Origin of the sequence: Streptomyces sp. NPDC048483, from assembly GCF_040651455.1 — a bacterium.
GTDB lineage: Bacteria > Actinomycetota > Actinomycetes > Streptomycetales > Streptomycetaceae > Streptomyces.
In genome coordinates this window covers 140,647-162,094 of the sequence record NZ_JBEZJZ010000007.1, presented here as the reverse complement: position 1 = coordinate 162,094, position 21,448 = coordinate 140,647, and the positions used below count along the sequence as shown (strand labels likewise).

Below are 21,448 nucleotides of genomic sequence, written 5' to 3'. Positions count from 1 at the left end.
GTTTTCAGCCAACTTCTAGCCGGGATCCGACCCTTGCCCCCGCCACCCCTCAACCTGGGTGTGAGCAGGGCGGAAAGGACCGCTCGGCATGGTTGCGGGGGTTTCCATCGTGCCGTCCTTCTTCCGCCCCAGCGACTCCAGTGTGGAGGAGACGTTGAGCGCGGGGATGGAGATCCGCTGCGGAGCCACCTTCTGCGCATCCCCCGTCTTCCGCTCACCCCCTTGACCTTTCCCGGTTCCCGTTCCGCGGGCAGCCTGGCCTCCCTGCGCGGGCTGCCGTTCGGCGGGAGCCGACTGGGACGCCGCATTCGCGCCCCCGCAGCCGCCGAGCAGCACCACCGCCCCCACCGCGGCGCAGCATGCGGCGACGCGCTTCCTGCGGGCCTTCACGCGGCGTCCCTTCCGGTCGGCTCGGCGGAGGCTGCCGCAGCCCGTATCCTGCGGCGCAGGACCAGCGTTCCGGCCGCCGCCACGGCGGCGAGGCCGCAGGCGCCCGCCAGCGCGGTGGGGATCTCGCTGCCGTCGGCCGTTCCGCCACCCGTTTCCACCCCACCCACCGGAATGGAGCCGACCGCCGCGCCCTCGACGATCCCGCAGTCGGCCGGAGCCGTGGCCTCCTGGGGGAGCTTGGGGTCGAGTTCGCTCTTGCCCGCGCCCTCGAAGTCGTACTTCTTGTTGCCGTTCGGGTCGATGCCGTGCTGCACGATGTGCAGGTCCTTGATGTGGTCGACCACATCCTGGGAGACGGTGAGGGTGCGCTCGTAGGAGAGCTTGCCCGCCGCGTCGGCCATGGGCATGCGGTCGACGGCGAGGCCGCTGTCAGGAGTCGTGCCGCCCTGGGTGGTGAGAGAGATGTTGATGTCGCCGTACCTGTGCGTGGCTTCGGTGTTGTTGAGGATCCCGTCGCCGTCCGTGTCGTCGCTCGCGTCCGGGCACTGGAAGTCATGGCCGTCGGTGGAGCCGTGGAGGTGCTGCGCGTGCGGCTGGCCTGGGACGAGTCCCTCCGACTCGATTTTCACGGTCAGTTGGTTCCCGTTGAGACTGAGCATCGCTGTGCCCTTGCCCCCCGAATTGTTCAGCTGGTCCAGATTGATCTGGAACGCTCTCTCCGCGGCGACGGCCGGAGCGGTGGCGGCAGCCGAGAGAGCCAGGGTGACGGGCAGAGCGAGGAGGGCGGCGAGGCGAGTGGTGCGCGGGGCTGTCACGGTCCTTCGTTCCCTTCCGGCGGTCCCGTAAGGGATCGCCGAGGTCTCGTTCGGAGGGCCCGTGCATCGACGCTTCACGCGGTCTGAGCGACCGCCGGTCGTTGCCCGGGCGCAAGTAGCCCGTAATACGCCGCGCACTGACGCCGTGTTCAGCCCACCGGTCGATGAGGCGCCAGGTGTATCCATCGTGAGTATTTGTGGCCCATCCCTTGACACGATGGCGTGCAGGAGCACGCCACAACGCAGTTCCGCTCTGCCAGAGGCGGGAGAAGCCGAGCTTCTTGGCGGAGTAGCTGTCTCCCAAGGTGTTCGGAGTACGCGACTCCCAGTGGAGCTGGTACTACGACGAGACGGGCGACGGCTTCGAGTACGACGGCCTGGCCGTCGAGCCCAAGCCGGGGAAGTCCTCCTACAACGGCGACCTGCGGTCGAACGCCGAACCATCCGGCAACACCTGCCTCAACCGGGGCAAGCCCACCGACCCCGGCCGACTCCAGGCGGGCATCGACCTTGTGGAAGTCCCAGCCGTGGTACCCGTCGCGGTCGTAGTCGTAGTCGTAGTCGTAGTCGGAGCGGTTGAGGACGACCGGAGTGATCCAGATCGCGGAGAATCCCGTTCATTCCCTTGACGTAGTCGAGCTTGTCGACCAGGCCTTTGAAGTCGCCGCGGAACATGGGTCGTTGTGGGCGGCGTTGCCGGACGACGTGTGCTCGCTGCCGCCGCGGTCGTTTTTCGCGCTGCCGCCGTCGTGGAAACGGGCGGTGAGCACGAAGTAGATCGGGTCCTGCGCGCGTCGGTGCCGATCGGCTTGCCCGCCGCGGCAGCGGGCGCCTTGCTGCCCGCGGTCGCCTTCGCCTCGGCGGAGGCCCGCGGCGTCCGTACGCGATCCGCACTGGGCCGCCAACCGCGGGCCGGAGGACGAGGGAGGGGTTGGGTGAGCGGGGGACTCATCGCGCGACGCGCGGCTGACCTGGGCGCAGCCGTCCCGGTGGCCACGGGCTTCGGTCTCCGCCGTGCATGGCGGCGTTTTGTGTCCCTGTGGCGGGCTCACCCGACATGGCCGGAGCGCCAGGAAGCGCTGCTGGATCCGGCGGCGCTGTTCGGCATACGGGCGACCAGCCTGGTACGAGTTGGACGAAGTCCACCTGAACTTTCGGCACTTCGGGGTGCGGGTCGATCAAAAGGGTCGCTCTGCACCTGCTTGGTCATGGTGCTGACCTGCTCGATGATGGTGCCGATTTCGCCGCCGCTGCACTGACGGACTTGTTGTGCACGGCGCTGTCAGGAAGCTGACCCCTGCCTTGAACCCGTCTCATTCCGGGCGGTTATGAGCTCACCTGCCGGCGTCCCCTTCAATTTCCCCACGGACGGGCGATTCCGTTTCCACGCAGAGTGACCAACGTGGAGGCGGGCCGGTGAATCTGCCCGTGGACAGTTGGACGTAGCATGCGCTGGCATGACGAATTCATCTGACGAGGGCATTCATCCATTCCGCATCAGCATCCCGCAAGACGAGCTGGAAGATCTGCACGAGCGTCTGGATCGCACTCGCTGGCCGGATGAACTGCACGGAGTCGGCTGGGCCTACGGGGTCCCCCGGGATTACCTCAAGGAGCTCGTGCACTACTGGCGGCATGAGTACGACTGGCGTGCTGCGGAAGCCGGGCTGAACGAGTGGCCGCAGTTCACCACCACGATCGACGGGGCAAACCTCCACTTCGCTCATATCCGGTCACCGGAACCGGACGCGACCCCGTTGATCATGACGCACGGCTGGCCGGGCTCGATCGTCGAATTCACCGAGGTCGTCGGCCCGCTCACCGACCCACGAGCACATGGCGGCGACCCGGCCGACGCGTGCCACCTCGTGTTGCCAAGCATCCCCGGCTTCGGACTGTCCGGCCCGACACGGGAGCAGGGCTGGGAGCTCGAGCGGGTGGCCGCCGCGTTCGCCGAGCTGATGGAGCGCCTCGGCTACCGGCAGTACGGGGTGCAGGGCGGTGACTGGGGAGCGGGCATCTCGCGAGAGATCGGCCGAACGCAGCCCGCCCGGGTCATCGGCGTACACCTGAACCTGCTGCCCAACTCGGGTGCTACGCAGGAACCCGATGCGGACGAGTGGGACGCGCTGACCCCGTACGAGCGCAAGCGCACGCTGGCCTCCTGGGAACGCTTCCAGGAGTGGAGCCGTGAGCGTCAGGGTTACGCGGACATCCAGTCCACCCGGCCGCAGACGCTGGCGTACGGTCTGACCGACTCGCCGGTGGGTCAACTGGCCTGGATCGTGGAGAAGTTCAAGGAGTGGACCGACTCCCGGGACCGCCCGGAAGACGCCGTCGACCGCGACGTGATGCTGACCAACGTGATGCTGTACTGGCTGACCGGCACGGCCGGATCGTCCGCCCGCATTTACTACGAGCGCGCACACACCGACTACTGGGGCACACCGCCCGCCCCATCGACAACGCCGACCGCGCTGGCCGACTTCCCCCGGGACAACTTCATCCCGCTGAGGCACATCGCGGACCGGACGAACAACATCGTGCAGTGGACGGAGTACGACCGGGGCGGGCACTTCCCGGCAATGGAGCAGCCGGACTTGCTGGTCGCCGATGTTAAAGCGTTCTTCCGGAAACTCCGCGAGACTGCCCCCGAGTGACTGCTGGCGGGTCCACCGGGGGTGATCCGTGAGCGTCAGCTCTCCAGGCCCCGCTCAGCGCACGCCGACCGTCACCGACGGAGACGGCTCATAGATCAAGGCATCAGTGGCCACTGGCGGCCAGTTATCTCGGCGAAGGCGGATCTGTCCCGTCGCATTGAAGCTGTCGGATTCCCACTCGTCCTCGTTCGTGCTGTCGGGTTCACGTCCTGGCGGGTGCTGAGCGGCGGCGTTTGCTTCGTTACGGCCCAACAGCCAAGCTCCGGTTCCTGGCACCGACCACCGGCGTACCCGCGGTCGGTGCTGTGGGGAATGATCGTCGGCCTTGGGGTGGTCCGGTCAGTTCCAGTGACCCGCGGCGGCGGTCTCCGCGACGTAGTCCTCGAACCGCCGGGCCGGCCGACCGAGGGCTCGTTCCACGCCGTCGGAGACCGCGGAGCCCCGGCCGTCGCGGACGGCCACGAGGAGGTTGGTGAGCAGTCGCGCGACATCGGCCGGGACGCCGTCGGCGACCCAGCGCTCGACGAAGTCCTCGGGGGCGACATCGAGGTGACGGATCGTGCGCCCGGTGGCCTTGCTGATGAGGTCGGCCGCCTCACCGAAGCTGATCGCCCGCGGGCCGGTCAGCTGGTAGATCTGGCCGCTGTGCCGGTCTTCGGTCAGCGACGCCGTGGCGACCTCAGCGATGTCCTCCGCGTCGACGAACGGAGTGCGCCCGTCACCGGTGGGCAGGGACAGGGTCCCCTCAAGGATCCCCGGCAGCCAGGAGGATTCGCTGAAGTTCTGCGAGAACCAGTCCGGTCGCAGGATGGTCCAGTCGATGCCGCAGCCGCGCACGGCCTGCTCGGCGGCCTTGAGGGGGTGACTGTCGTCGGCATGACCGACGCCGTGAGCCGACAGCAGCACCAGTCGCCGCACGCCTGCGGCGACCGCCTCGGCCATGAACCTCGGCATGCGCGCCTGGCGGTCCACGCCCGCGCGCAGATTCGGCTCCACGACGTAGACGGCGGCAACGCCGTCGATGGCCCGCGCCCAGGTCGTCGGGTCGTCCAGGTCGAAGGGGGTGTCGCCGCTGGTGCGGGACGCCGTACGGACCGGCTGGCCGGCGGCTTTCAGGCGCCGGACGATGCGGCGACCGGTCTTGCCGGTTCCGCCCAAGATGAGGATCTTCTCCATGCCTCCAGAGAACTCCAGGGAGAGAAGACGATCCATGGGAGAACGTCAAAGATACCTTTGCGATCGTCTAGCGTCGTCGGCATGGACGTTCTGAGCGATCTGCTGCGCCGGGCCCGTGCCAGGCACGCGCTGATCAGACAGTTGATCCAGCGCTCGCCCTGGTCCATGACCTTTGCTGACGCTCCACCGCTCACGATCGTGGCCACGCTCGGCGGCCCCGCATCGGTGCGGCTCCACGACTCCGACGCCTCGCCGGTGCTCCTGACCTCGGGTGACATCGCCCTCATCACCAAGACCGGCCGCTACACGATCGCGAACCACCCGTCCACCCCACCCCAGGTCGTGGTCCAGGGGGGAAAGAAACACGTCATTGAAGGGGGCGAAGAGGGGGTGCGTGCCCACCACAGCCTGGCCCCCCGCACCTACGGCGACGGTCTGCCCGGAGCCACGACCATGCTCCGCGGTGCCTACGCATTCCGCGGCGACGTCGGCGACCGACTGCTGGACATACTCCCGCCGCTGGCGATCGTGCCCGCCGGGCCGCGGACCCGTGCGGCGCTGGACATGCTCACCACCGAGGTCGCCCACGAGGAACCCGGCCAGGACGCCGTCCTGCACCAACTACTGGATCTCGTCCTCGTGCTGGCGCTGCGGGCATGGTGCGCCGAGCCGCAGACGGCGCTCCCCTCCTGGTACGGGGCGCTGGCCGCGCCCGCCATCGGCGACGCGCTGCGCCACCTGCACGAGGAGCCCGCCCACCGATGGACGGTTGCCGAACTGGCAGCCAAGGCCGGCATGTCTCGCGCCGCCTTCGCCGCACGCTTCACCAGCCTGGTCGGCGAGCCTCCGCTCACGTACCTCACCGGGTGGCGGATGATCCTGGCGGCGGACTTGCTCCGTGACAGGGAGGCAACCGTCGCAGCCGTGGCCCGCGAGGTCGGGTACGCGGACGCGTTCGCCTTCAGCGTGGCGTTCAAGCGTGCCCGCGGAACCAGCCCCTCGGCCTGGCGGCGACAGCCGAACTGAGCCGACGCTTCGCCCGCAACTGCACCAACCTCGGAACACAGGACTTCCTCTGCCGGCGGTCCTGCCTCCATCACGAACGAGACTTCCGCACAAGCCAGGCCGTTGGAGAACACCACCCCTCGGCTGTCTCCATCGACCTGACACCCCAGCAGGTCGACCAACCTCTACCTGCCAGATGCACTTCGACGGGACAGGATCAGCCGCCGACGGCCTTGGCCCAGTGCTCACGGACGGTCTGCAGCGCCTTGTTCAGCTGGGCCTCGGTCGGGAACTGCGGTGTGCCCTCGACCGTCGGCAGTCGTGAGGCCAGGGCCTTGTTGAGGGTGCCGTTCTTCGCCATGGCGGCCATCAGCACCGGGCGGGCGTAGTCCACAAGGCGGAGGTTCTGGCCTTCCGGACTGAAGAGGTACTCCTCCCACAGTCGCGCCGCGGCCGGGTGAGGGGCGTCCCTGTTGATCGCCTGTGCGTAGTACTGCGAGAAGCTGCCGTCGAACGGGATGGAGACCTTCCAGTCCACCCTCGTCCCGCGGAGCTGGTCGATGTGCTGCAGGTTGAGGTAGTCCCACTCGATGCTGATCGGTGTCTTGCCCTTGGCGATGGCGGCCGGGTTGGGGTCGGCCCGGTTGTAGTTGCCGATCTTGTCGAGCCGGGCGAAGAAGTCGATGCCCGGCTGGATGTCGTCGAACGACCCCCCGTTGGCGAGTGCCGCCGCGTACACGGCGGCGAAGGCCGATCCCGCGGTCGTGGGTTCGCCGTGGATCGAGACCAGGCCCTTGTACTCCGGCCGGAGCAGATCTGCGAAGGAATTGGGGCAGGTCCGGACGCGGGCGGCGTCGCAGCCGATGGAGACATAGCCGCCGTAGTTGTTGTACCAGCGGGCCTTGGCGTCCTTCTGCTCCGGCGGGATCTGGTCGAACTGCGCGACCCGGTAGGGGGACAGCAGGTTCTGCCGCGCCGCCGACTGGGCGAAGGAATCCCCGAGGTCGAGCACATCGGGGGCGCGCTCCTGGCCACGGTAGCGCTTCACCGCATCGATCTCCTGCTGGCTGTGGCCGTACGGATTGTCGATGACGACCTTGATGCCGTACTTCTTCTCGAAGCCGTCGATCAGCCCGCCGTAGTTGGCCCACTGGCGCGGCAGCGCGATCGTGTTGAGCTTCCCCTCCCGCTTCGCCGCCTTGATCAGTGCGGCTGTCCCGCCCGCCTCCGCAGCGGACCCGGCCCGGGAGGGTGCGACCGGCCGGGTGGTTCTCCCTTCCTGGCAGGCACCGAGACCGAGCGCCGCAAGACCGAGACAGCAGAGGAGGGCGCCTGCGCGGACCCGATGATGTGTAGCCACAACGCCTCCAGCAGTGCCAGGTGGGGGAGCGGTACGCCGAGCGGGTGGCGGACGCGGACCAGGGCAAGTCATGTCACGGCGCGGTCGCATGGCCCGTACAGCGGCCCCACCGCCAAGGAAGGCGCACGCCTGGAGGTGGGGTGGAACGCCGACGGAGCCTCGCGGGCCGGCCGAGCGGGCGTGCTCGGCACTCCCGCGAAGCCGCCGACGCCTTGGTACGCGGGCGGTCCTGACGCCACCTCGCCGCGACGTTCCACCACCCGAGGCTTTTCTCTGCGGCAATGGTCCAAACCAGCGTACTCCGCCCTCTCGCGAGCCTCCGTCAGGACGGAGTTCGGGCCAGGTCATAGCGGCCAGTGGGGGCCACGCCCGTACGGAGGCCACGCCCGTACGGAGGGCACGCCCGTTCCCGGGCGCCACGCCACGGCCTCACCACTCCCCGAGGTGCTCCCAATGGCTGAGCAGGTCGTCTCCGGACTCCTCTTGTGAGGCCAGGGCGTCGGGGCCGATCGCCTGAGCGGCCCAGATCGTCTTGCCTCTGGGGGAGTAGCGGGTTCCCCAGTGTTCGGCGAACTGCGCGACGAGGAAGAGGCCGCGGCCTTCTTCGTCGGTGTCCTTCGCCTGGCGGATGTGCGGGGAGGTGCTGCTGCCGTCGGAGACCTCACAGATCAGGGTGCGGGTGTGCAGGAGCCGTACGTGGATGGGCTCGGCGCCGTAGCGGATGGCGTTGGTGATCAGTTCGCTGAGGATGAGCTCGGTGCCGTAGGCGATGTGCTGCAGACCCCAGTCCGCCAACTGCCGGACGCAGTCGTTGCGGACCGGGCCCACCGCCGCCGGGTCGCGGGGCACGTCCCACTCGGCGACATGTGCCGGGTCCAGCCGCCGGGTCCGGGCCACCAGCAGCGCGACGTCGTCGGCGGACCTGGCGGGCAGCATCGATTGCATGACGGTGGCGCAGGTGTCCTCCGGCGTACGTTCCGGTCCGGCGAGGGCCGCACGCAGTGCTTCCAGCCCCGCGTCCAGGTCGCGGCTGCGGTTCTCGACCAGCCCGTCGGTGTAGAGCACCAGCCGGGAGCCCTCCGGCAGCGACAGCTCAATGGTCTCGAAGGGCAGGCCGGTGCCCAGACCCAGCGGCGGGGAGACCGGAGGGTGCAGGAATTCCACCCTCCCGTCGGGGTGGGCCACGGCCGGCGGTGGATGGCCGGCCGTGGCCGCGGTGACCCGCCCGGAGACGGAGTCATAAATGACGTACAGACAGGTGGCGCCGGTGATCGCAGGTCCCTCCTCGGCGTCCTCGCCCGGGACGTCGATGTGGGTCACCAGCTCATCCAGGTGGCGCAGCAGTTCGTCGGGGGAGAGGTCCAGGGCCGAGAAGTTGTGCACGGCGACGCGCAGCCGCCCCATGGTGGCCGCCGCGTGCAGGCCGTGTCCGACCACGTCGCCGATGACCAGAGCCACCCGGGCGCCGGGCAGTGGGATGACGTCGAACCAGTCCCCGCCCACTCCCGCCTGGGCGGCGAGGTAGCGGTGCGCCACCTCCAGGGCGTCCTGGTCGGGCAGGCCGCGGGGCATCAGGCTGCGCTGGAGTGTCATCGCCATCGTGCGTTCACGGGTGTAGCGCCGGGCGTTGTCGATCCCCACCGCGGCCCGCCCCGCCAGTTCCTCGGCGAAGGACAGGTCCTCGTCGTCGAACGGAGGGGAGCTCCCCGACCGCCAGAAGTCCACCAGCCCCAGCACCACTCCCCGGGCGCGCAGCGGTACGGCCGCCAATGAATGCACCCCCAGGTCCAGGATGCGTCGGGCACGTTCCGGGTCCTGGGACCGCCAGCCGGAAGAGCCGGCCAGGTCCGGCTCCACGATGGAGCGGCCCTGATCCACACTCGCCGCCATGGGGGTGCCCGGAACGAACCGGATCAGTTCGCCGACGGGGTAGAGCGGATGGTCCCCCGCCAGGCCGGCGATGGCCGTCCGGCGCAGCTCGGTACCCGCCGCGGCCGGCTCCTCGCCTTTCAGGACCGGGTCCAGCAGCTCGACGGTGACGATGTCGGCGAACCGGGGGACCGCCACCTGCGCCAGGTCCTCGGCAGTGCGCTCGACATTCAGCGTGGAGCCGATCCGTACCCCGGCGTCGTAGAGGAGTCTCAACCGCTCCCGCGCCACCTCGGCGCGCCCTGACAGCCACCTCAGTTCGGTGGTGTCGCGCAGGGTCACCACGCTTCCCTGGTGGGCTCCGTGGCGGCCGGCGGACCGCTTGTTGAGGGCCAGTAGCCGGTCCTGGGCCAGGTGCACCTCGTCGGTGGCGATCCGGTCCGACGCCAGGAGTTCGGCCGTGCGGCGGTCCAGCCCCAGGTCGCCGACACGGCGTCCCTCCGCGTCCGCCGGCAGGTCCAGCAGCCGCCGTGCCTCGTCGTTGGCCAGCAGCAGCCGACCGTTGCGGCCGACGATGAGGACGCCCTCCCGCACCGCGTGCAGGACCGCGTCGTGATGCTCGTACATCCGGGTCATCTCGGCCGGTCCCAGACCGTGGGTCTGCCGGCGCAGCCGACGGCTCACCAGCCCCGCGCCGCCTCCGGCGAGCGCCAGTGCCCCGACTGCGGTGCCCACGAAGATCGGCAGCTGCTGGTTGACCGATTTCTGTACCTTCTCGACCGTGACCGGTGCGGCGACGATGGCGACGACCTTGCCCGAGGAGTCCTTGACGGGGGCCGCAGAGATCACGGAGAGGCCCAGCGCGCCCTCGAAGGTCCTGGTGAAGGGCTTGCCACGGGCGGCGTCGGCATACGGGCCGATGACGTGCTTGCCGATCTGCCGCGGGTCGCTGTGGGTGAGGGTGATCCCGTCGAGCTTGTACACGATGAGGGCGTCGACGCCGGAGGCCTTCCGGGCGGCCTCGGCGAGCGGCTGGAGCTTCGCGGTCGGATTGTCGCTGTTCAGCGCCTGCTGGAGCCCCCAGGAGTGCGCGAAGGACTCAGCGGCGGCGATAGTCCGGTGCCGGGCGTCGGTCATGGTGTCCCGCCGGGTCTGGACGAGGATGGCCACCACTGCCGCCGCGACGAGCAGCACCACGAGCACCAGCTGAAGGAGGAAGACCTCCCGGGCGACGCTGCGCGTGGTCGACGAGCGCCGTATGCGCTGCGGACCTCCGGCCCCCGCGGAGCGTTCGTCCTGCCGGTCACCGGTGCCGCTCCCGGCAAGGGTCGGGCCCGGAAAAGCGGAACGGCCGGGCGCGTGGCTCAGCCAACGCCGGAAACGGCCCGGATTTCCGCTCATGGTTCACATTTATCCTGCTTTGCCCAGGTGCTGGCAAGGCGTGCTACGGCAGCTGCCCCATGTACCGGCGAGAGGCCGCCAGGCTACGGCTGCACCGGCCCTCGCCGCCCCACGGCGTGCCAGGGGCCGGGCGCGGGACCGCCAGGGTCAAGACGAAGGCGGTGACCACTCGAATGGTGCCGCAGCACGGCGGTGCGACGGCACGGGGCCTTCGACCACACCCGCGCTCGGGGGGAGCCTCGAAATCCCTCACCGCAGCTCGGTTGAGCCCCCGGACTTGCTCTTGTTTCCTCTGTCGAAGGGACAGTGAGCATGGCCAACAGCGCCCTCCTTGTGATGGACGTCCAACGGGACATCGTGGTCACCAAGAGGCGGGGAAGCGCGTTCTCGGGCAGCGACCTCGACGTGGGATACCGACCCCGAAGTGCACCGGGTTCTCATGGGAAAGCTGGTTCCGCAGTGGGCGGATGTCGTCGCTGTCGAGGACTGGCTCACAGCCATCGCACCGCAGTAGCGGCATCCTCTTGCCTGAGGGCCCGTACCGTTCCGGCACAGGGCGGCCCGCGCCTGCGAGCCGCCCTCCTGGCCGGATTCTTCAGTCCGCGGTGATGGCCCGGGAGGCCTCGACCAGGACCCTTCTCCCATCCATACCGGTCATCACGACCCGTGGCAGCCACGGCCCCTTACGGTCGTAGGCATGGATGACGGTCGCTTTGCCGGCTTCCCGCTGCGTACCGTCGCCGAAGTACCAGTGGTAGCGATACCCGGCGGCGGGCGGCTTTCCGTCGACCGTCACCGACATGCGCACCTCACTGCCGACGTGTGCGTTCTCCGGGACGTTCAGCTGCGCCCGGGGTCCCTGCCGGGGGAGGTGGAACCACTTGCGCACACTCGGGTTGAGGAGAAAAGCGTCGGCGTACTGCCGGGCGCCCTCGATGTCGGGGTGGGCGACGGCCGCACTCAGGCACTGCAGCGGAGTCGCGCTGAGCTCGGGGCAGGCCCGCGTGCGCAGCGGGAACGCCGGGTCGGTCACCGGAGTGTTCCAGACCTTGGAGTCCCGGGTGAGAAGGGCGTTGTCCACGGTGAACAGTCCGTCGGCCGCAACCGCGTACGGACCGTCCGTGGACGCCTTGTTGGCGGCGGCTGCCGCCTGATGGTAGGCAGCATTGGCCAGTTGTGTGTACTGCTCGTAACGCTCGGCCACGCCGCCGAGGGCGCCCTTGCAGGAGGCCAGCCGAGCCCCGGCGACTCCCGGGCGCGAACAGCTCTTCACCGGGATCGGAGAACTGCTGCGGCTCAGCGCGTAGTAGAAGTCGGCCACGATCACCTTCGGCCGCCCCGGCAGGGAATGGGCCTTCACGATCGCCGCCTGCATCCCGCGTCCGCCGTATCCGACCTTCGCACCGCTGAAGTAGGGCACGTCCTTGGCCGGGTTCTCCGCTGCCGCGCCGACGCCGGAGCACTCGCGCTTCACCGCTTCGGGCAGGTTCTCCGAGCCGGGGGTGATGCCGACGCCGATGCCGAAGAAGGGATCGAGGTCGTTGATGCACCCGTTGATCACGACCAGATCGAGACCGTAGCCGCCCGCCCGCGCCTGGGCGCCCGCCTTTTCCAACTGGCAGAAGACATCCGGCATTTGCTGGGTGACCTCGCCGAACTCCATCTCCCCGTCGCCGTCCGGGTCCTGCTTTTCCGTCGTGTGCAGACAGGCCGCGTCATCGTTGCCCGCGGGCAGCTCGGGCGCGTCGAGCACCGCTCCGGAGATCGAATAGTCCATGTGCTGATGGCCCCGGCCGGTCTCACGACCGAGCGACTCACCCGTCAGATAAGGGAACTTCTGGTGGTGGTCCAGGCCCTGCCCCCAGACTACGGAGTCACCGACGGACGCCACCCGAACGGGGTCGCACCCCCGGCGGATGGTGTCCCGCCAGACTTTGCCGTAGTGGCCGGGAGCATGGCCGCCAGTCGAGCCGGCGATGCGGGCGTCGACCTGCAGGGCGGTCTCGGCTGCGGGCACCCGGTCGAAGGGGATGCTGAACTTCGCCGTGCCGACATTGGCGGCCATGTTGAGGCGCCCGCCGGCCAGCTGCTCCTCACCAGCGCGTACCCGCCACTCCACGGTGGCTCCGGCCTTCGCCGCGGCGGGATCGTAGATCTCCACCCGGCCGCGCACGGCTCCGCTGCACACCGGATTCGGAGTCAAGTCCACGTCGAGAACGAGCGGGAACGCCGAACCGGGCAAGGCACTGGTCTGCGCCGCGGCAGGGAGTCCGCCGAGCGGCTGACTCAGGAGCGCGACGGTCGCGCCGACCACCGCGAAGCACCTCGCCGCCAACGAGCGACGGGACACCCCCGGCCCGCTCGGAACGGAACCCGCGCCGGTTCTCGCCCGCCTTGGCGCAACCCACCGCGACCACGCTAATTTCACGCCAACACCCCTGTTGTCACTGTCATTTCGGTCCATGCGGAATCAACTGGATCCCACACCGATAGGGATGATGGCAGCCTGGAGACTGGCGCGGACTGCGGACGGGGTCCCATACCGAGTGAAACTGATCACTTACCAGCAGTTACGGTCGGCATCGCAAGGCAGTAGGCCGCAGAACGACCAGCCGGCGGCTGGCGAAGCCCGATCCTGGACGGCGGCCGCCACTGGGGTTCGAGTCGGGGTTCGAGTCGGCGATCTGGTCGAGTACGAGGCCGATGATCCGATCGTCGGTCTCCAGCGCGGCTTGCTCGAGTGTGGTGGAGACGCCGAGCTGGATCCACTCGTCCTGGCAGTGCGATGGTGGTGGCCGCGCAGGTCCGCGTCGGCGATCGCCTGGTCGGAGCAGTCGAGCGGCTGCTTGGGGGCGGAAAGCGGCGAACTCCTGTGCCGGTGGCGTCCAGGCAGGCTCTGTTGAAGTTGTTCGGCCCGTCGACGGGCCGGCAGCCGGTTCCGCTGGCTGCGGCTGGAGTGGCCGAGAGACCCAGGACGAGGGTGCCGGTCACTGCCGCCACCAGAGAAATGTGGCGCAGGGACTTCTTGGCGCGGGTTTTCACGCGGCCCGGCATCCAGACCCGCACCCTGGCCGCCGGCCCGCATATGGCCTGCATGTCCGCTGCTGACGCTGTCGCCAGTCACGGGCCGCTGACACTGGCCCAGCTCTCCGACCGTCCTTTCATCGGCTGGTCACCGAAGATTCCGAACGTATGGCGTGACTTCTGGGCCTGCGACCCCCGCCTCAACGGTGCCCCGGTGACTTACAGCGACCATCAGGTAGAAGAGTTCGAACCCGCCCTCTCCGCGACAGCTCACGGTGAGGGCATCGAATTCCCTCTTGTCGCGGCTGTCGAGGGCGATATCAAGCGTCAGGCCGCGCCGCTTGAGCAGGCCGAAGCCGTGCTCGCCGGAGACGGTGCCGCCGAGGGTGACCGCGTCGTTTTTGGGCTTTGAGTCTTGTTACGCGGGGATGCCCTGCGTGTTCTCGTAGCGGTGCGGTCTGCGGTGCGCGACCATACGGACGCCGACCCAGGCTCGATCGTCGGCGTCGTGCATGAGGGAAGGTTCTCGCTGGCCGCTAGCCCGCGTTGACTGCTGCGGGTCTGGTCAGGCGTTTCCGGCCGGCGGGCGCCATGGCGCGCTACGAGCGCGGGTCGCAGTGCTCGACACCAGCAAGGCAAACCCACGTCAAGAGCAAGCAGCCAGCAGACGGAAACCGAGACAGGAAGAAGGACGGACGTGTCCGGCAGCGAAAGCGAGAACCCAGCAATCTCCGCCCCGGCCCCCACGCCGACCCAGCCCAGGACGAACCGGGACTGGTGGCCGAATCAGCTGGACCTTCAGATTCTTCACCAGCACTCGTCCCGGTCCAATCCGATGGACGAGGACTTCAGCTACGCAGAAGAGTTCGCGACCCTCGATGTCGACGCGCTGAAGCAGGACGTCTTCGAGGTGATGACGACGTCGCAGGACTGGTGGCCGGCCGACTACGGTCACTACGGGCCGCTCTTCATCCGGATGAGTTGGCATGCCGCGGGAACGTACCGCATCGCCGATGGCCGGGGCGGTGGCGGCGCCGGCGCTCAGCGCTTTGCCCCCCTCAACAGTTGGCCGGACAATGCGAGCCTCGACAAGGCGCGCCGTTTGCTCTGGCCGGTCAAACAGAAGTACGGCCGGAAAATCTCCTGGGCCGACCTTCTGGTCTTCGCCGGTAACTGTGCCATGGAATCGATGGGGTTCAAGACGTTCGGGTTCGGATTCGGGCGAGAGGACATCTGGGAACCCGAGGAAATCTTCTGGGGGCCCGAGGACACCTGGCTCGGAGATGAGCGCTACACCGGCGACAGGGAACTCACCGGGCCTTTCGGCGCCGTGCAGATGGGACTGATCTACGTCAATCCGGAGGGGCCCAACGGTGACCCGGATCCGATGGCTGCCGCCAGGGACATCCGCGAGACCTTCGGGCGTATGGCGATGAATGACGAGGAGACGGTTGCGCTCATCGTCGGCGGCCACACGTTCGGCAAGTGCCATGGTGCAGTCGATCCCGCGTACATCGGCCCGGAACCCGAGGCCGGCACCCTCGAGCAGCAAGGCCTCGGCTGGCGGAACACCTACGGCAGCGGCAAGGGCGCCGACGCGCTCACAAGTGGGCTTGAGGGCGCATGGACCTCCGAGCCGACGAAGTGGGACCACGGCTACCTCGACCACCTGTTCAGGTACGACTGGGAGCTGACGACGAGCCCCGCCGGTGCGAAGCAGTGGACTCCCGCAGATCCGTCGGCCAAGGACACGGTGCCCGATGCCCATGATCCGTCGAAGCGGCACGCACCCATGATGCTGACGACGGACCTCGCGCTGAAGCTGGATCCGATCTATGCGCCGATCACGAAGAGCTTCCACGAGAACCCGGACAAGCTCGCGGTAGCGTTCGCCAAGGCGTGGTACAAGCTGCTGCACCGCGACATGGGACCCGTCTCGCGTTACCTCGGCCCGTGGATTGCCGAGCCGCAGCTATGGCAGGACCCCGTCCCTGAGGCCGATCATGAACTGGTCGCGGACGGGGACATCGCCGCCCTCAAGGGCAGGATCCTCGCCTCGGGGCTGTCCGTCTCCCAGCTGGTCACCACCGCTTGGGCGTCGGCGGCAAGCTTCCGCGGCACCGACAAACGTGGCGGGGCCAACGGGGCACGGATTCGACTCGCTCCGCAAAAGGACTGGCAGGTCAACGACCTGCCCGAGGTGGCCGAGGCGTTGCAGACCCTCGAGCAGATCCAGCGGGACTTCAACCTCTCACAGACCGGCGGAACGAAGGTTTCGCTCGCTGACCTGATCGTCCTGGGCGGGTGCGCGGCCGTTGAGCTCGCCGCGAAGAACGCCGGGCACGACATCACCGTCCCGTTCGCGCCGGGGCGTACGGACGCCTCGCAGGAGCAGACCGACGTGGAGTCGTTCGCCGTGCTCGAACCCAGGGCAGATGCGTTCCGCAACTACCTCCGGGCGGGAGAGAAGCTGTCGCCGGAGACTCTCCTGCTGGACCGCGCCAACCTGTTGACCCTGACCGCTCCCGAGATGACGGTTCTCATCGGCGGCATGCGGGCCCTGAACACCGGCTTCGAGCGATCCCCACACGGCGCCTTCACCCACCGGCCGGAGACCTTGACCAACGACTTCTTCATCAACCTGCTCGACATGGGCACGGAGTGGAAGGCGTCGGCCTCGGCTGAGAACGTATTCGAAGGCCGGGATCGCGCCACCGGCGAGGCCAAGTGGACGGCCACCGCCGTCGACCTCATCTTCGGTTCGCACTCCCAGCTCCGAGCCGTCTCGGAGGTCTACGCGTCCGAGGATGCGGAAGAGAAGTTCGTGCGTGACTTCGTGGCGGCGTGGGACAAGGTGATGAACCTCGATCGGTTCGACCTGGCCTGAGCCCGATGTCCCGGTCGGCCACTCACCGGCCGACCGGGACATCCGCGGTATCAGGCCTGGGTGGTGACGGGCGGCGACTCCGCCGTGAAGACGGCGTGCGGCGTCGCCCGGATACTCCGCTCGCCACCCTCGGACATTCGGCGGCCGGTTTCGGACAGAGCCGAAAGGCTTCGAGTGCGGGAATCCGGGCGGGGTAACGCGACGGGCATGACGCAGACCCCGTCCTTCGACACCGACACCGACGGAAACAACGCCCTCCCCGGAAAAGGAGCCGGCCTCAAGGACCCCAGGACCGGCCGCGGTCGAACCGCCGTCGTGGCCGCGGCCGCGTCCCGTGTCGACGATGCGGTCACCGCGGCGCAAGCCGCTGCCCCGGAGTGAGCCGGCCTGACCACAGGGGAGCGGTCCCGCAGGCTGTTGAACCTCGCGGCCACCGTCGAGGAGGCCGCTGACGAGTACGTACGCGCCGAACAGGCCGGAACGGGGAAACCGGCATCCGAGGCCCGGGGCGAGGTGGAGCAGTGCGTCGACCTCGTCCGCTTCTACGCGGGCGCCGTCCGCGCCGACCTCACTCCCGACAGCGGTGCGCGCCTGCCCGGGCGGGAGAGCTGGGTTCCCACACTCGAGCGTAGTCCGGCTCGGCAAGTTCCTTGCGGGTGTCATTCACCATGAATTCCCTCTTCCCCGACGACCATCCGGCAGATCGCTTCCGACGCAGGGGTCAGCACGGGGACCGTGATGGCTGTCGGGGACAAGGGCGCGCTGCTCGTGTCGATCTTCGACGGTTGGATCGATGCCGTACACAAGGCGCGCAGTAGCGATCACGACACCGGCAGACCACTTTGCGCTTCCGCTGACGCCGTCAACGAAGTCATGGCGCTGTTCGAGCCGTTCGTCGCCTACTTCGCCCGGAATCGGGCGCTCTCGCGCGAGTACGCCGCGATCATCGTGCGTGGCAGTCATGAGTCGGAGATCTTCCAGGCCCTGGCCCTGGCCCTGATCGCAGAGCTGCAGGAGGTCCTGTCTCGAACCGGGCTCAGCACGGACGATGCCGGGACCGGCGCGCGACTCGTCTACTTCTCCTACCTAGGGCTCCTCATGACCGTGGCGAACGGCGCCCTCGAAGAGGAAGTTGCGACTGCCCAACTACGTGACGCCGTCACGTTCGTCATCAGTCAATCAGGAGAACAAGAATGACAGAGACGCCCCAAATATGGTGGCCCACGGCAGTGCTGGCGCTCGTCCTGTTCGGCGACGCGCTGATGTCCATCCGCCCACCTGGCTTCATCCAGGGCTGTCTTGACGGGGTCGGCTTCCCCCGTGACTGGTGGTGGACGCTGATTGCCATCAAGTTCCTGGCAACGGCGGGGCTGGTCGCCGGCCTGAAGTACGACGGCATCGGCTTCGCCACCAACGCAGCGGTCATCGCCTACTTCCTGGCCGCCTCGTACGCCCACTACCGCGCACGCTTCCTCAAGCAGGAGTTCTGGGTGAACTGCCTTGGCATGCTCGGGCTCTCGGTCGCCGTTCTGCTGCTCCTACGCAGTCTGAGATTCATCGGCGCTGCCTTGGTCATATGGCTTCGCGCACGACCGCCCGGGCCGTTGGTAGGCCCATTTGCCGAGCAGGGTGCGGTGGAGGCGTTCGGCTTTCCCGTTGGTCTGGGGCCGGTATGGGCGGGTGAGTTTGCCGGTCGCGCCGAGGTCGGCGAGGGCTTGTTTCCAGGTCAGGTCTTTGCGGTAGGCCCAGGTGTTGTCGGTCTGTCGGTCTGTCGGTCAGGACCCGTTCGATGCGGGTGATGCCGTGGGTGTGGAAGAACGCGGCGGCGCGGGTGAGGGAGCCCGCGCAGGTGGCGGCCTTCTCGTCGGGGTGGATCTCGGTGTAGGCCAGGCGGGAGTGGTCGTCGATGGCGGAGTGCAGGTGGTCGAAGCCGAAGGCCAGTCGCACCGATCGGATACTCGCTCCTCCTCCCGCCCGGGTGGAATTGCATCCCCCTGTGTCGCATCCTCTGGCAGGAACCGTGCCGGGCGTCGCCGGCAGTACAGCGACTGCGTCCACAACGGCCGCGCCGGCCACCAGCAGGATCCCCGCGGCGCCCCCTGTTTTTACCGGGTCATATGAGCATCCAGCTCCGGCTCAACAACTGTGGTCCGCACACGCTGAACGACAATTGACGGAGTCCCCCGGGGGCAGCTCACCACATTGGACCGCACCGCATCAAGGAACAGCAGTTGACCCCATTTTCTCTGGCGTTCTACGTCGACGTCGTCGCCACCGGAACCGTGCTCGGCCTTCGCCCGACAGACTCTCCCGACCACGTCACCGATGTCTTGGGGGCGGGCTTCGGTGAGAACAACTTTGGCGACCGGAGCATGTTCCGTGACTACGGCCTGGCCGAGTTCTTCTGGGACCGCGCTGCCGTCGACCACCCCTGGTCGGGCCGCCACTTCACCTTGCAGGTACACAGGCTCGCGTACCGGGACCGTACACTCGTCAACGAGACGCTCCGCGCCCGTTACGGGCGGTTCACCCCCAGGCTTCGGTTCGAGAAGCTACAGCGCCTGCTGGAGCGGCGTGGCATCCCCCTGCTGGAGATCCCGCAAGACCCGGCGAACGCACCGTACTACCGGACGTTCTGGCAGCCCGACTCTCAGGTGGCCGTCTCCGTCATCGGCACCTACGGCGAGTACAGCACACCGGACAATCTACGGGTGGGCGACGTGTACAGCATCAACGCCCCGATGACCGCCGACGAAGTGGAGTGGCGTAGGGCGCGGGTCCGGTAGCGCCGGGGCGGGCTCGTCATACCGAGCAACTTCCTGGAAGCCCGCGCGACCGCAGGAGTCACTGCTGTCCCTCTCTGCCGCGAACGTCGCGGTCGAGTCCGCCGGGGCGGGTGGGGAGGCGACACGCGTCGAGGCGCGATGCACCGCCCTCGGCGCTTGCTGCCCGGTGTGCGGTGACTGGTCGAGCCGGGTTCACGGCTCCTGCCCGCGCTCTCCTGTGGGGCTCCCTGCGCCGGCCAACGGACCGTCATATCGCTGTGGTTGCGCCGGTTCGTCCGCGCGAACACGGCTTGCCCTCAGCGCACGTTCGTCGAGCAGCCACCGGGCCTGACCCGACGGCATGGCCAGACCACTGAACGCTTGCGCTTGGCGATGGGCGTGCTCGGGCTCACGCCGGCAGGCCGGGCCGGAGCCCGGCTCGCGGCCCACATGGGCATCGTGACGAGCCACCACACCCTCCTTCGCCGCGTCATGGCGCCCCAGGCCCAACAGGTCGCAAATCGCTTCCACGACCGGGCGGATGGCCGATCGGCGCCGTGCCCATCACGCCCTGGTTCACGAATGTCTCGACCGGGGCATGGGCATGCGGGCGGTCGCCCATCACCTGGGCTGGGGACGCATGATGTTTTTAAGTTCTGGCCGCGATCGCCCTTGTCTGAGGTCAGTCCTCCCCGCGGGGAAAGGAATGGGGTTTCGGTAGGGGACCCGTGATCGGGTACGGTCCTCGTCATGTCCTACATGTTCGTCCGTCTTCGGACCGCCTAAGACGTCTGCGCCGCAGTCGCTCAGCGACCGGTGCCGGTCGAGGAACCCGCAGGAGACCGTGGTGGTCTCACGGCATTGCCCTGTGGGTGTCGCTCGGCCATGACGTCAACGCGCACCGCTGCCGGTGAGCGCTTCCACCTCGCCTGCCGCCCTTGCTGGCTGGTGTGCGCCGGTTGACCGCTGCCATCGGTTTGCGTGAGCCCGGCCCTGAATCGCGTGGCGCCTGGTGACAGGCGCGCCCGTTTCTCCCGTCAAGCTTCGGCGGCGCACCGCGTCGGCATCGGCCCATCAGGCATGCCCGCCGCGCCGCCCACTGGACATTGGACTGACCCGAATGACATCTGTTTCCAGCAACTCCTCCCGTCCGCGCCAGGCCCGCGACGCGAATGCGACGTTCGTGCTCGTGCACGGCGTGTGCACCAGTTCGTTGATGTGGGCTCCCGTCCAGCGCGAGCTGGCGCTGCTCGGGCATCGCAGCTTCGCCGTGGACCTGCCGGGGCACGGCTTCGACGCGCAGTACCCCGCCGCCTACCAGGCCCCGCAGGACCTCGACGCGTGGGCGGCCGAACCGTCCAAACTGGCCGGGGTCACGCTGCAGGACAACATCGACATGGTCGTCGACGTCGTGCGACGGGTGGCCGAGCACGGGCCGGTGGTCCTGGTGGGATCCAGCCTCGGCGGAACCACCATCACCGGGGTGGGCAACACGATCCCTGATCTGGTGAGCCGACTCGTCTACATCTCCGGCTGGTCGTGCGTCCAACGCTCCAACCCCATCGCATACATGCAGGAGCCCGAGTTCGGCGACAACCTGCTGGCCCCGCTGGCCCCGCTGGCCGCGCTGAACGTCGGCGACCCCGACGAACTCGGCGTCGGCCGGGCCAACTACCGCACCGCCGACCCGGTCATGCTGGCCGCACTCAAGGCGTCGATGATGGCGGACGCCACCGATGAACAGTTCCGGGCCTTCCTCAACATCCTGCAGCCGGACGAGTCCCTGGCGGTGATGATGTCCGACGCATGCGTCCATGCCGACACCTGGGGCACCATCGCCCGCACCTACATCCGTCTCACCGACGACCGGTCGCTTCCCGTTGCCATGCAGGACCGCCTGATCGCCGAAGCCGACGCCCTGACGCCCGACAATCCGTACGACGTGCACACTCTGGCCACCAGCCACGTCGGGTTTCTGCTCAAGCCGGCGGAGGTGGCCGGCATCCTCGATCAACTGACCGTCTGACCCAGGAGGCACAAACCACCTGTCCAGCACGTTGAGGGGGGCGGCCAGTCGGCTGCCCCCCTTTCGACGG

At 68.4% G+C, this 21,448-nt stretch carries 15 protein-coding genes and 5 pseudogenes; 12 read left to right on the top strand and 8 right to left on the bottom strand.

What is annotated here, in order from left to right; genetic code table 11:
• Positions 1 to 88 precede the first annotated feature (88 nt).
• A complete protein-coding gene (locus AB0D04_RS06310) occupies positions 89 to 226 on the top strand; it encodes a hypothetical protein (protein WP_362699906.1) in 138 nt (45 codons plus the stop codon).
• A 160-nt stretch (positions 227 to 386) separates the two neighbouring features.
• On the opposite strand, the gene AB0D04_RS06305 is transcribed toward AB0D04_RS06310, so the two are convergent.
• Positions 387 to 1,205 carry a hypothetical protein gene (locus tag AB0D04_RS06305; protein WP_362699904.1) on the bottom strand — a complete coding sequence of 273 codons (819 nt, stop codon included), beginning with the start codon at positions 1,203 to 1,205 and terminating at the stop codon, positions 387 to 389.
• Between the two features lie 296 nt (positions 1,206 to 1,501).
• Between AB0D04_RS06305 and AB0D04_RS06300 the strand changes: the two are divergent.
• Positions 1,502 to 1,684: pseudogene (locus tag AB0D04_RS06300) on the top strand (hypothetical protein); the annotation flags it as partial.
• A gap of 3 nt (positions 1,685 to 1,687) precedes the next feature.
• Here AB0D04_RS06300 and AB0D04_RS06295 read toward each other — a convergent pair.
• A pseudogene (locus AB0D04_RS06295) lies at positions 1,688 to 2,073 on the bottom strand (alpha-amylase family glycosyl hydrolase); the annotation flags it as partial.
• Positions 2,074 to 2,662: 589 nt separating this feature from the next.
• Here AB0D04_RS06295 and AB0D04_RS06290 point away from each other — a divergent pair.
• Entirely contained in the window at positions 2,663 to 3,865 is a 1,203-nt protein-coding gene (locus tag AB0D04_RS06290; RefSeq protein ID WP_362699902.1) for an epoxide hydrolase family protein, read from the top strand.
• Positions 3,866 to 4,204: 339 nt separating this feature from the next.
• Here the strand turns inward: AB0D04_RS06290 and AB0D04_RS06285 are convergent, their stop codons facing one another.
• The gene (locus AB0D04_RS06285) at positions 4,205 to 5,077 is read right to left on the bottom strand and encodes an SDR family oxidoreductase (RefSeq protein ID WP_362699901.1); all 873 of its coding nucleotides are present in this window, start codon (positions 5,075 to 5,077) and stop codon (positions 4,205 to 4,207) included.
• Between the two features lie 45 nt (positions 5,078 to 5,122).
• Between AB0D04_RS06285 and AB0D04_RS06280 the strand changes: the two genes are divergently transcribed.
• Positions 5,123 to 6,067, top strand: coding sequence for an AraC family transcriptional regulator (locus tag AB0D04_RS06280; RefSeq protein WP_362699899.1), 945 nt, complete (start codon positions 5,123 to 5,125; stop codon positions 6,065 to 6,067).
• A 196-nt stretch (positions 6,068 to 6,263) separates the two neighbouring features.
• On the opposite strand, the gene AB0D04_RS06275 is transcribed toward AB0D04_RS06280, so the two are convergent.
• Both AB0D04_RS06275 and AB0D04_RS06270 read right to left on the bottom strand, forming a co-directional pair.
• Entirely contained in the window at positions 6,264 to 7,253 is a 990-nt protein-coding gene (locus AB0D04_RS06275) for an extracellular solute-binding protein (RefSeq protein WP_362699922.1), read from the bottom strand.
• Positions 7,254 to 7,835: 582 nt separating this feature from the next.
• Positions 7,836 to 10,676 (bottom strand): SpoIIE family protein phosphatase, encoded by a 2,841-nt coding sequence (locus AB0D04_RS06270; RefSeq protein ID WP_362699897.1) that lies wholly within the window; start codon positions 10,674 to 10,676, stop codon positions 7,836 to 7,838.
• A gap of 345 nt (positions 10,677 to 11,021) precedes the next feature.
• Between AB0D04_RS06270 and AB0D04_RS06265 the strand changes: the two are divergent.
• Positions 11,022 to 11,190 (top strand): annotated as a pseudogene (locus AB0D04_RS06265) (cysteine hydrolase); the annotation flags it as partial.
• Positions 11,191 to 11,271: 81 nt separating this feature from the next.
• On the opposite strand, the gene AB0D04_RS06260 reads toward AB0D04_RS06265, so the two are convergent.
• Both AB0D04_RS06260 and AB0D04_RS06255 read right to left on the bottom strand, forming a co-directional pair.
• Positions 11,272 to 12,990, bottom strand: coding sequence for a PKD domain-containing protein (locus AB0D04_RS06260; protein WP_362699895.1), 1,719 nt, complete (start codon positions 12,988 to 12,990; stop codon positions 11,272 to 11,274).
• Positions 12,991 to 13,354: 364 nt separating this feature from the next.
• Positions 13,355 to 13,509 (bottom strand): annotated as a pseudogene (locus AB0D04_RS06255) (IS5/IS1182 family transposase); the annotation flags it as partial.
• A 147-nt stretch (positions 13,510 to 13,656) separates the two neighbouring features.
• On the opposite strand from AB0D04_RS06255, the gene AB0D04_RS06250 reads away from it, so the two are divergent.
• From AB0D04_RS06250 to AB0D04_RS06230, 5 genes are all read left to right on the top strand, one after another.
• Positions 13,657 to 14,112 (top strand): LysR substrate-binding domain-containing protein, encoded by a 456-nt coding sequence (locus tag AB0D04_RS06250; RefSeq protein ID WP_362699928.1) that lies wholly within the window; start codon positions 13,657 to 13,659, stop codon positions 14,110 to 14,112.
• A 285-nt stretch (positions 14,113 to 14,397) separates the two neighbouring features.
• Positions 14,398 to 16,587: a catalase/peroxidase HPI gene (katG, locus tag AB0D04_RS06245; protein WP_362699893.1), complete on the top strand. Its 2,190-nt coding sequence runs from the start codon at positions 14,398 to 14,400 to the stop codon at positions 16,585 to 16,587.
• Between the two features lie 207 nt (positions 16,588 to 16,794).
• On the top strand, positions 16,795 to 16,968 hold the full coding sequence (locus AB0D04_RS06240; protein ID WP_362699891.1) for a hypothetical protein: 174 nt from the start codon (positions 16,795 to 16,797) through the stop codon (positions 16,966 to 16,968).
• Between the two features lie 6 nt (positions 16,969 to 16,974).
• The gene (locus AB0D04_RS06235; RefSeq protein WP_362699920.1) at positions 16,975 to 17,259 is read left to right on the top strand and encodes an aldehyde dehydrogenase family protein; all 285 of its coding nucleotides are present in this window, start codon (positions 16,975 to 16,977) and stop codon (positions 17,257 to 17,259) included.
• Positions 17,260 to 17,325: 66 nt separating this feature from the next.
• Entirely contained in the window at positions 17,326 to 17,784 is a 459-nt protein-coding gene (locus AB0D04_RS06230) for a hypothetical protein (protein ID WP_362699889.1), read from the top strand.
• 401 nt (positions 17,785 to 18,185) lie between these two features.
• Here the strand turns inward: AB0D04_RS06230 and AB0D04_RS06225 are convergent.
• A pseudogene (locus AB0D04_RS06225) lies at positions 18,186 to 18,519 on the bottom strand (DDE-type integrase/transposase/recombinase); the annotation flags it as partial.
• Positions 18,520 to 18,818: 299 nt separating this feature from the next.
• On the opposite strand from AB0D04_RS06225, the gene AB0D04_RS06220 reads away from it, so the two are divergent.
• The gene (locus tag AB0D04_RS06220; RefSeq protein WP_362699888.1) at positions 18,819 to 19,373 is read left to right on the top strand and encodes a hypothetical protein; all 555 of its coding nucleotides are present in this window, start codon (positions 18,819 to 18,821) and stop codon (positions 19,371 to 19,373) included.
• A 1,099-nt stretch (positions 19,374 to 20,472) separates the two neighbouring features.
• Positions 20,473 to 21,378 (top strand): alpha/beta hydrolase, encoded by a 906-nt coding sequence (locus tag AB0D04_RS06215; protein WP_362699886.1) that lies wholly within the window; start codon positions 20,473 to 20,475, stop codon positions 21,376 to 21,378.
• Positions 21,379 to 21,448: the final 70 nt, after the last annotated feature.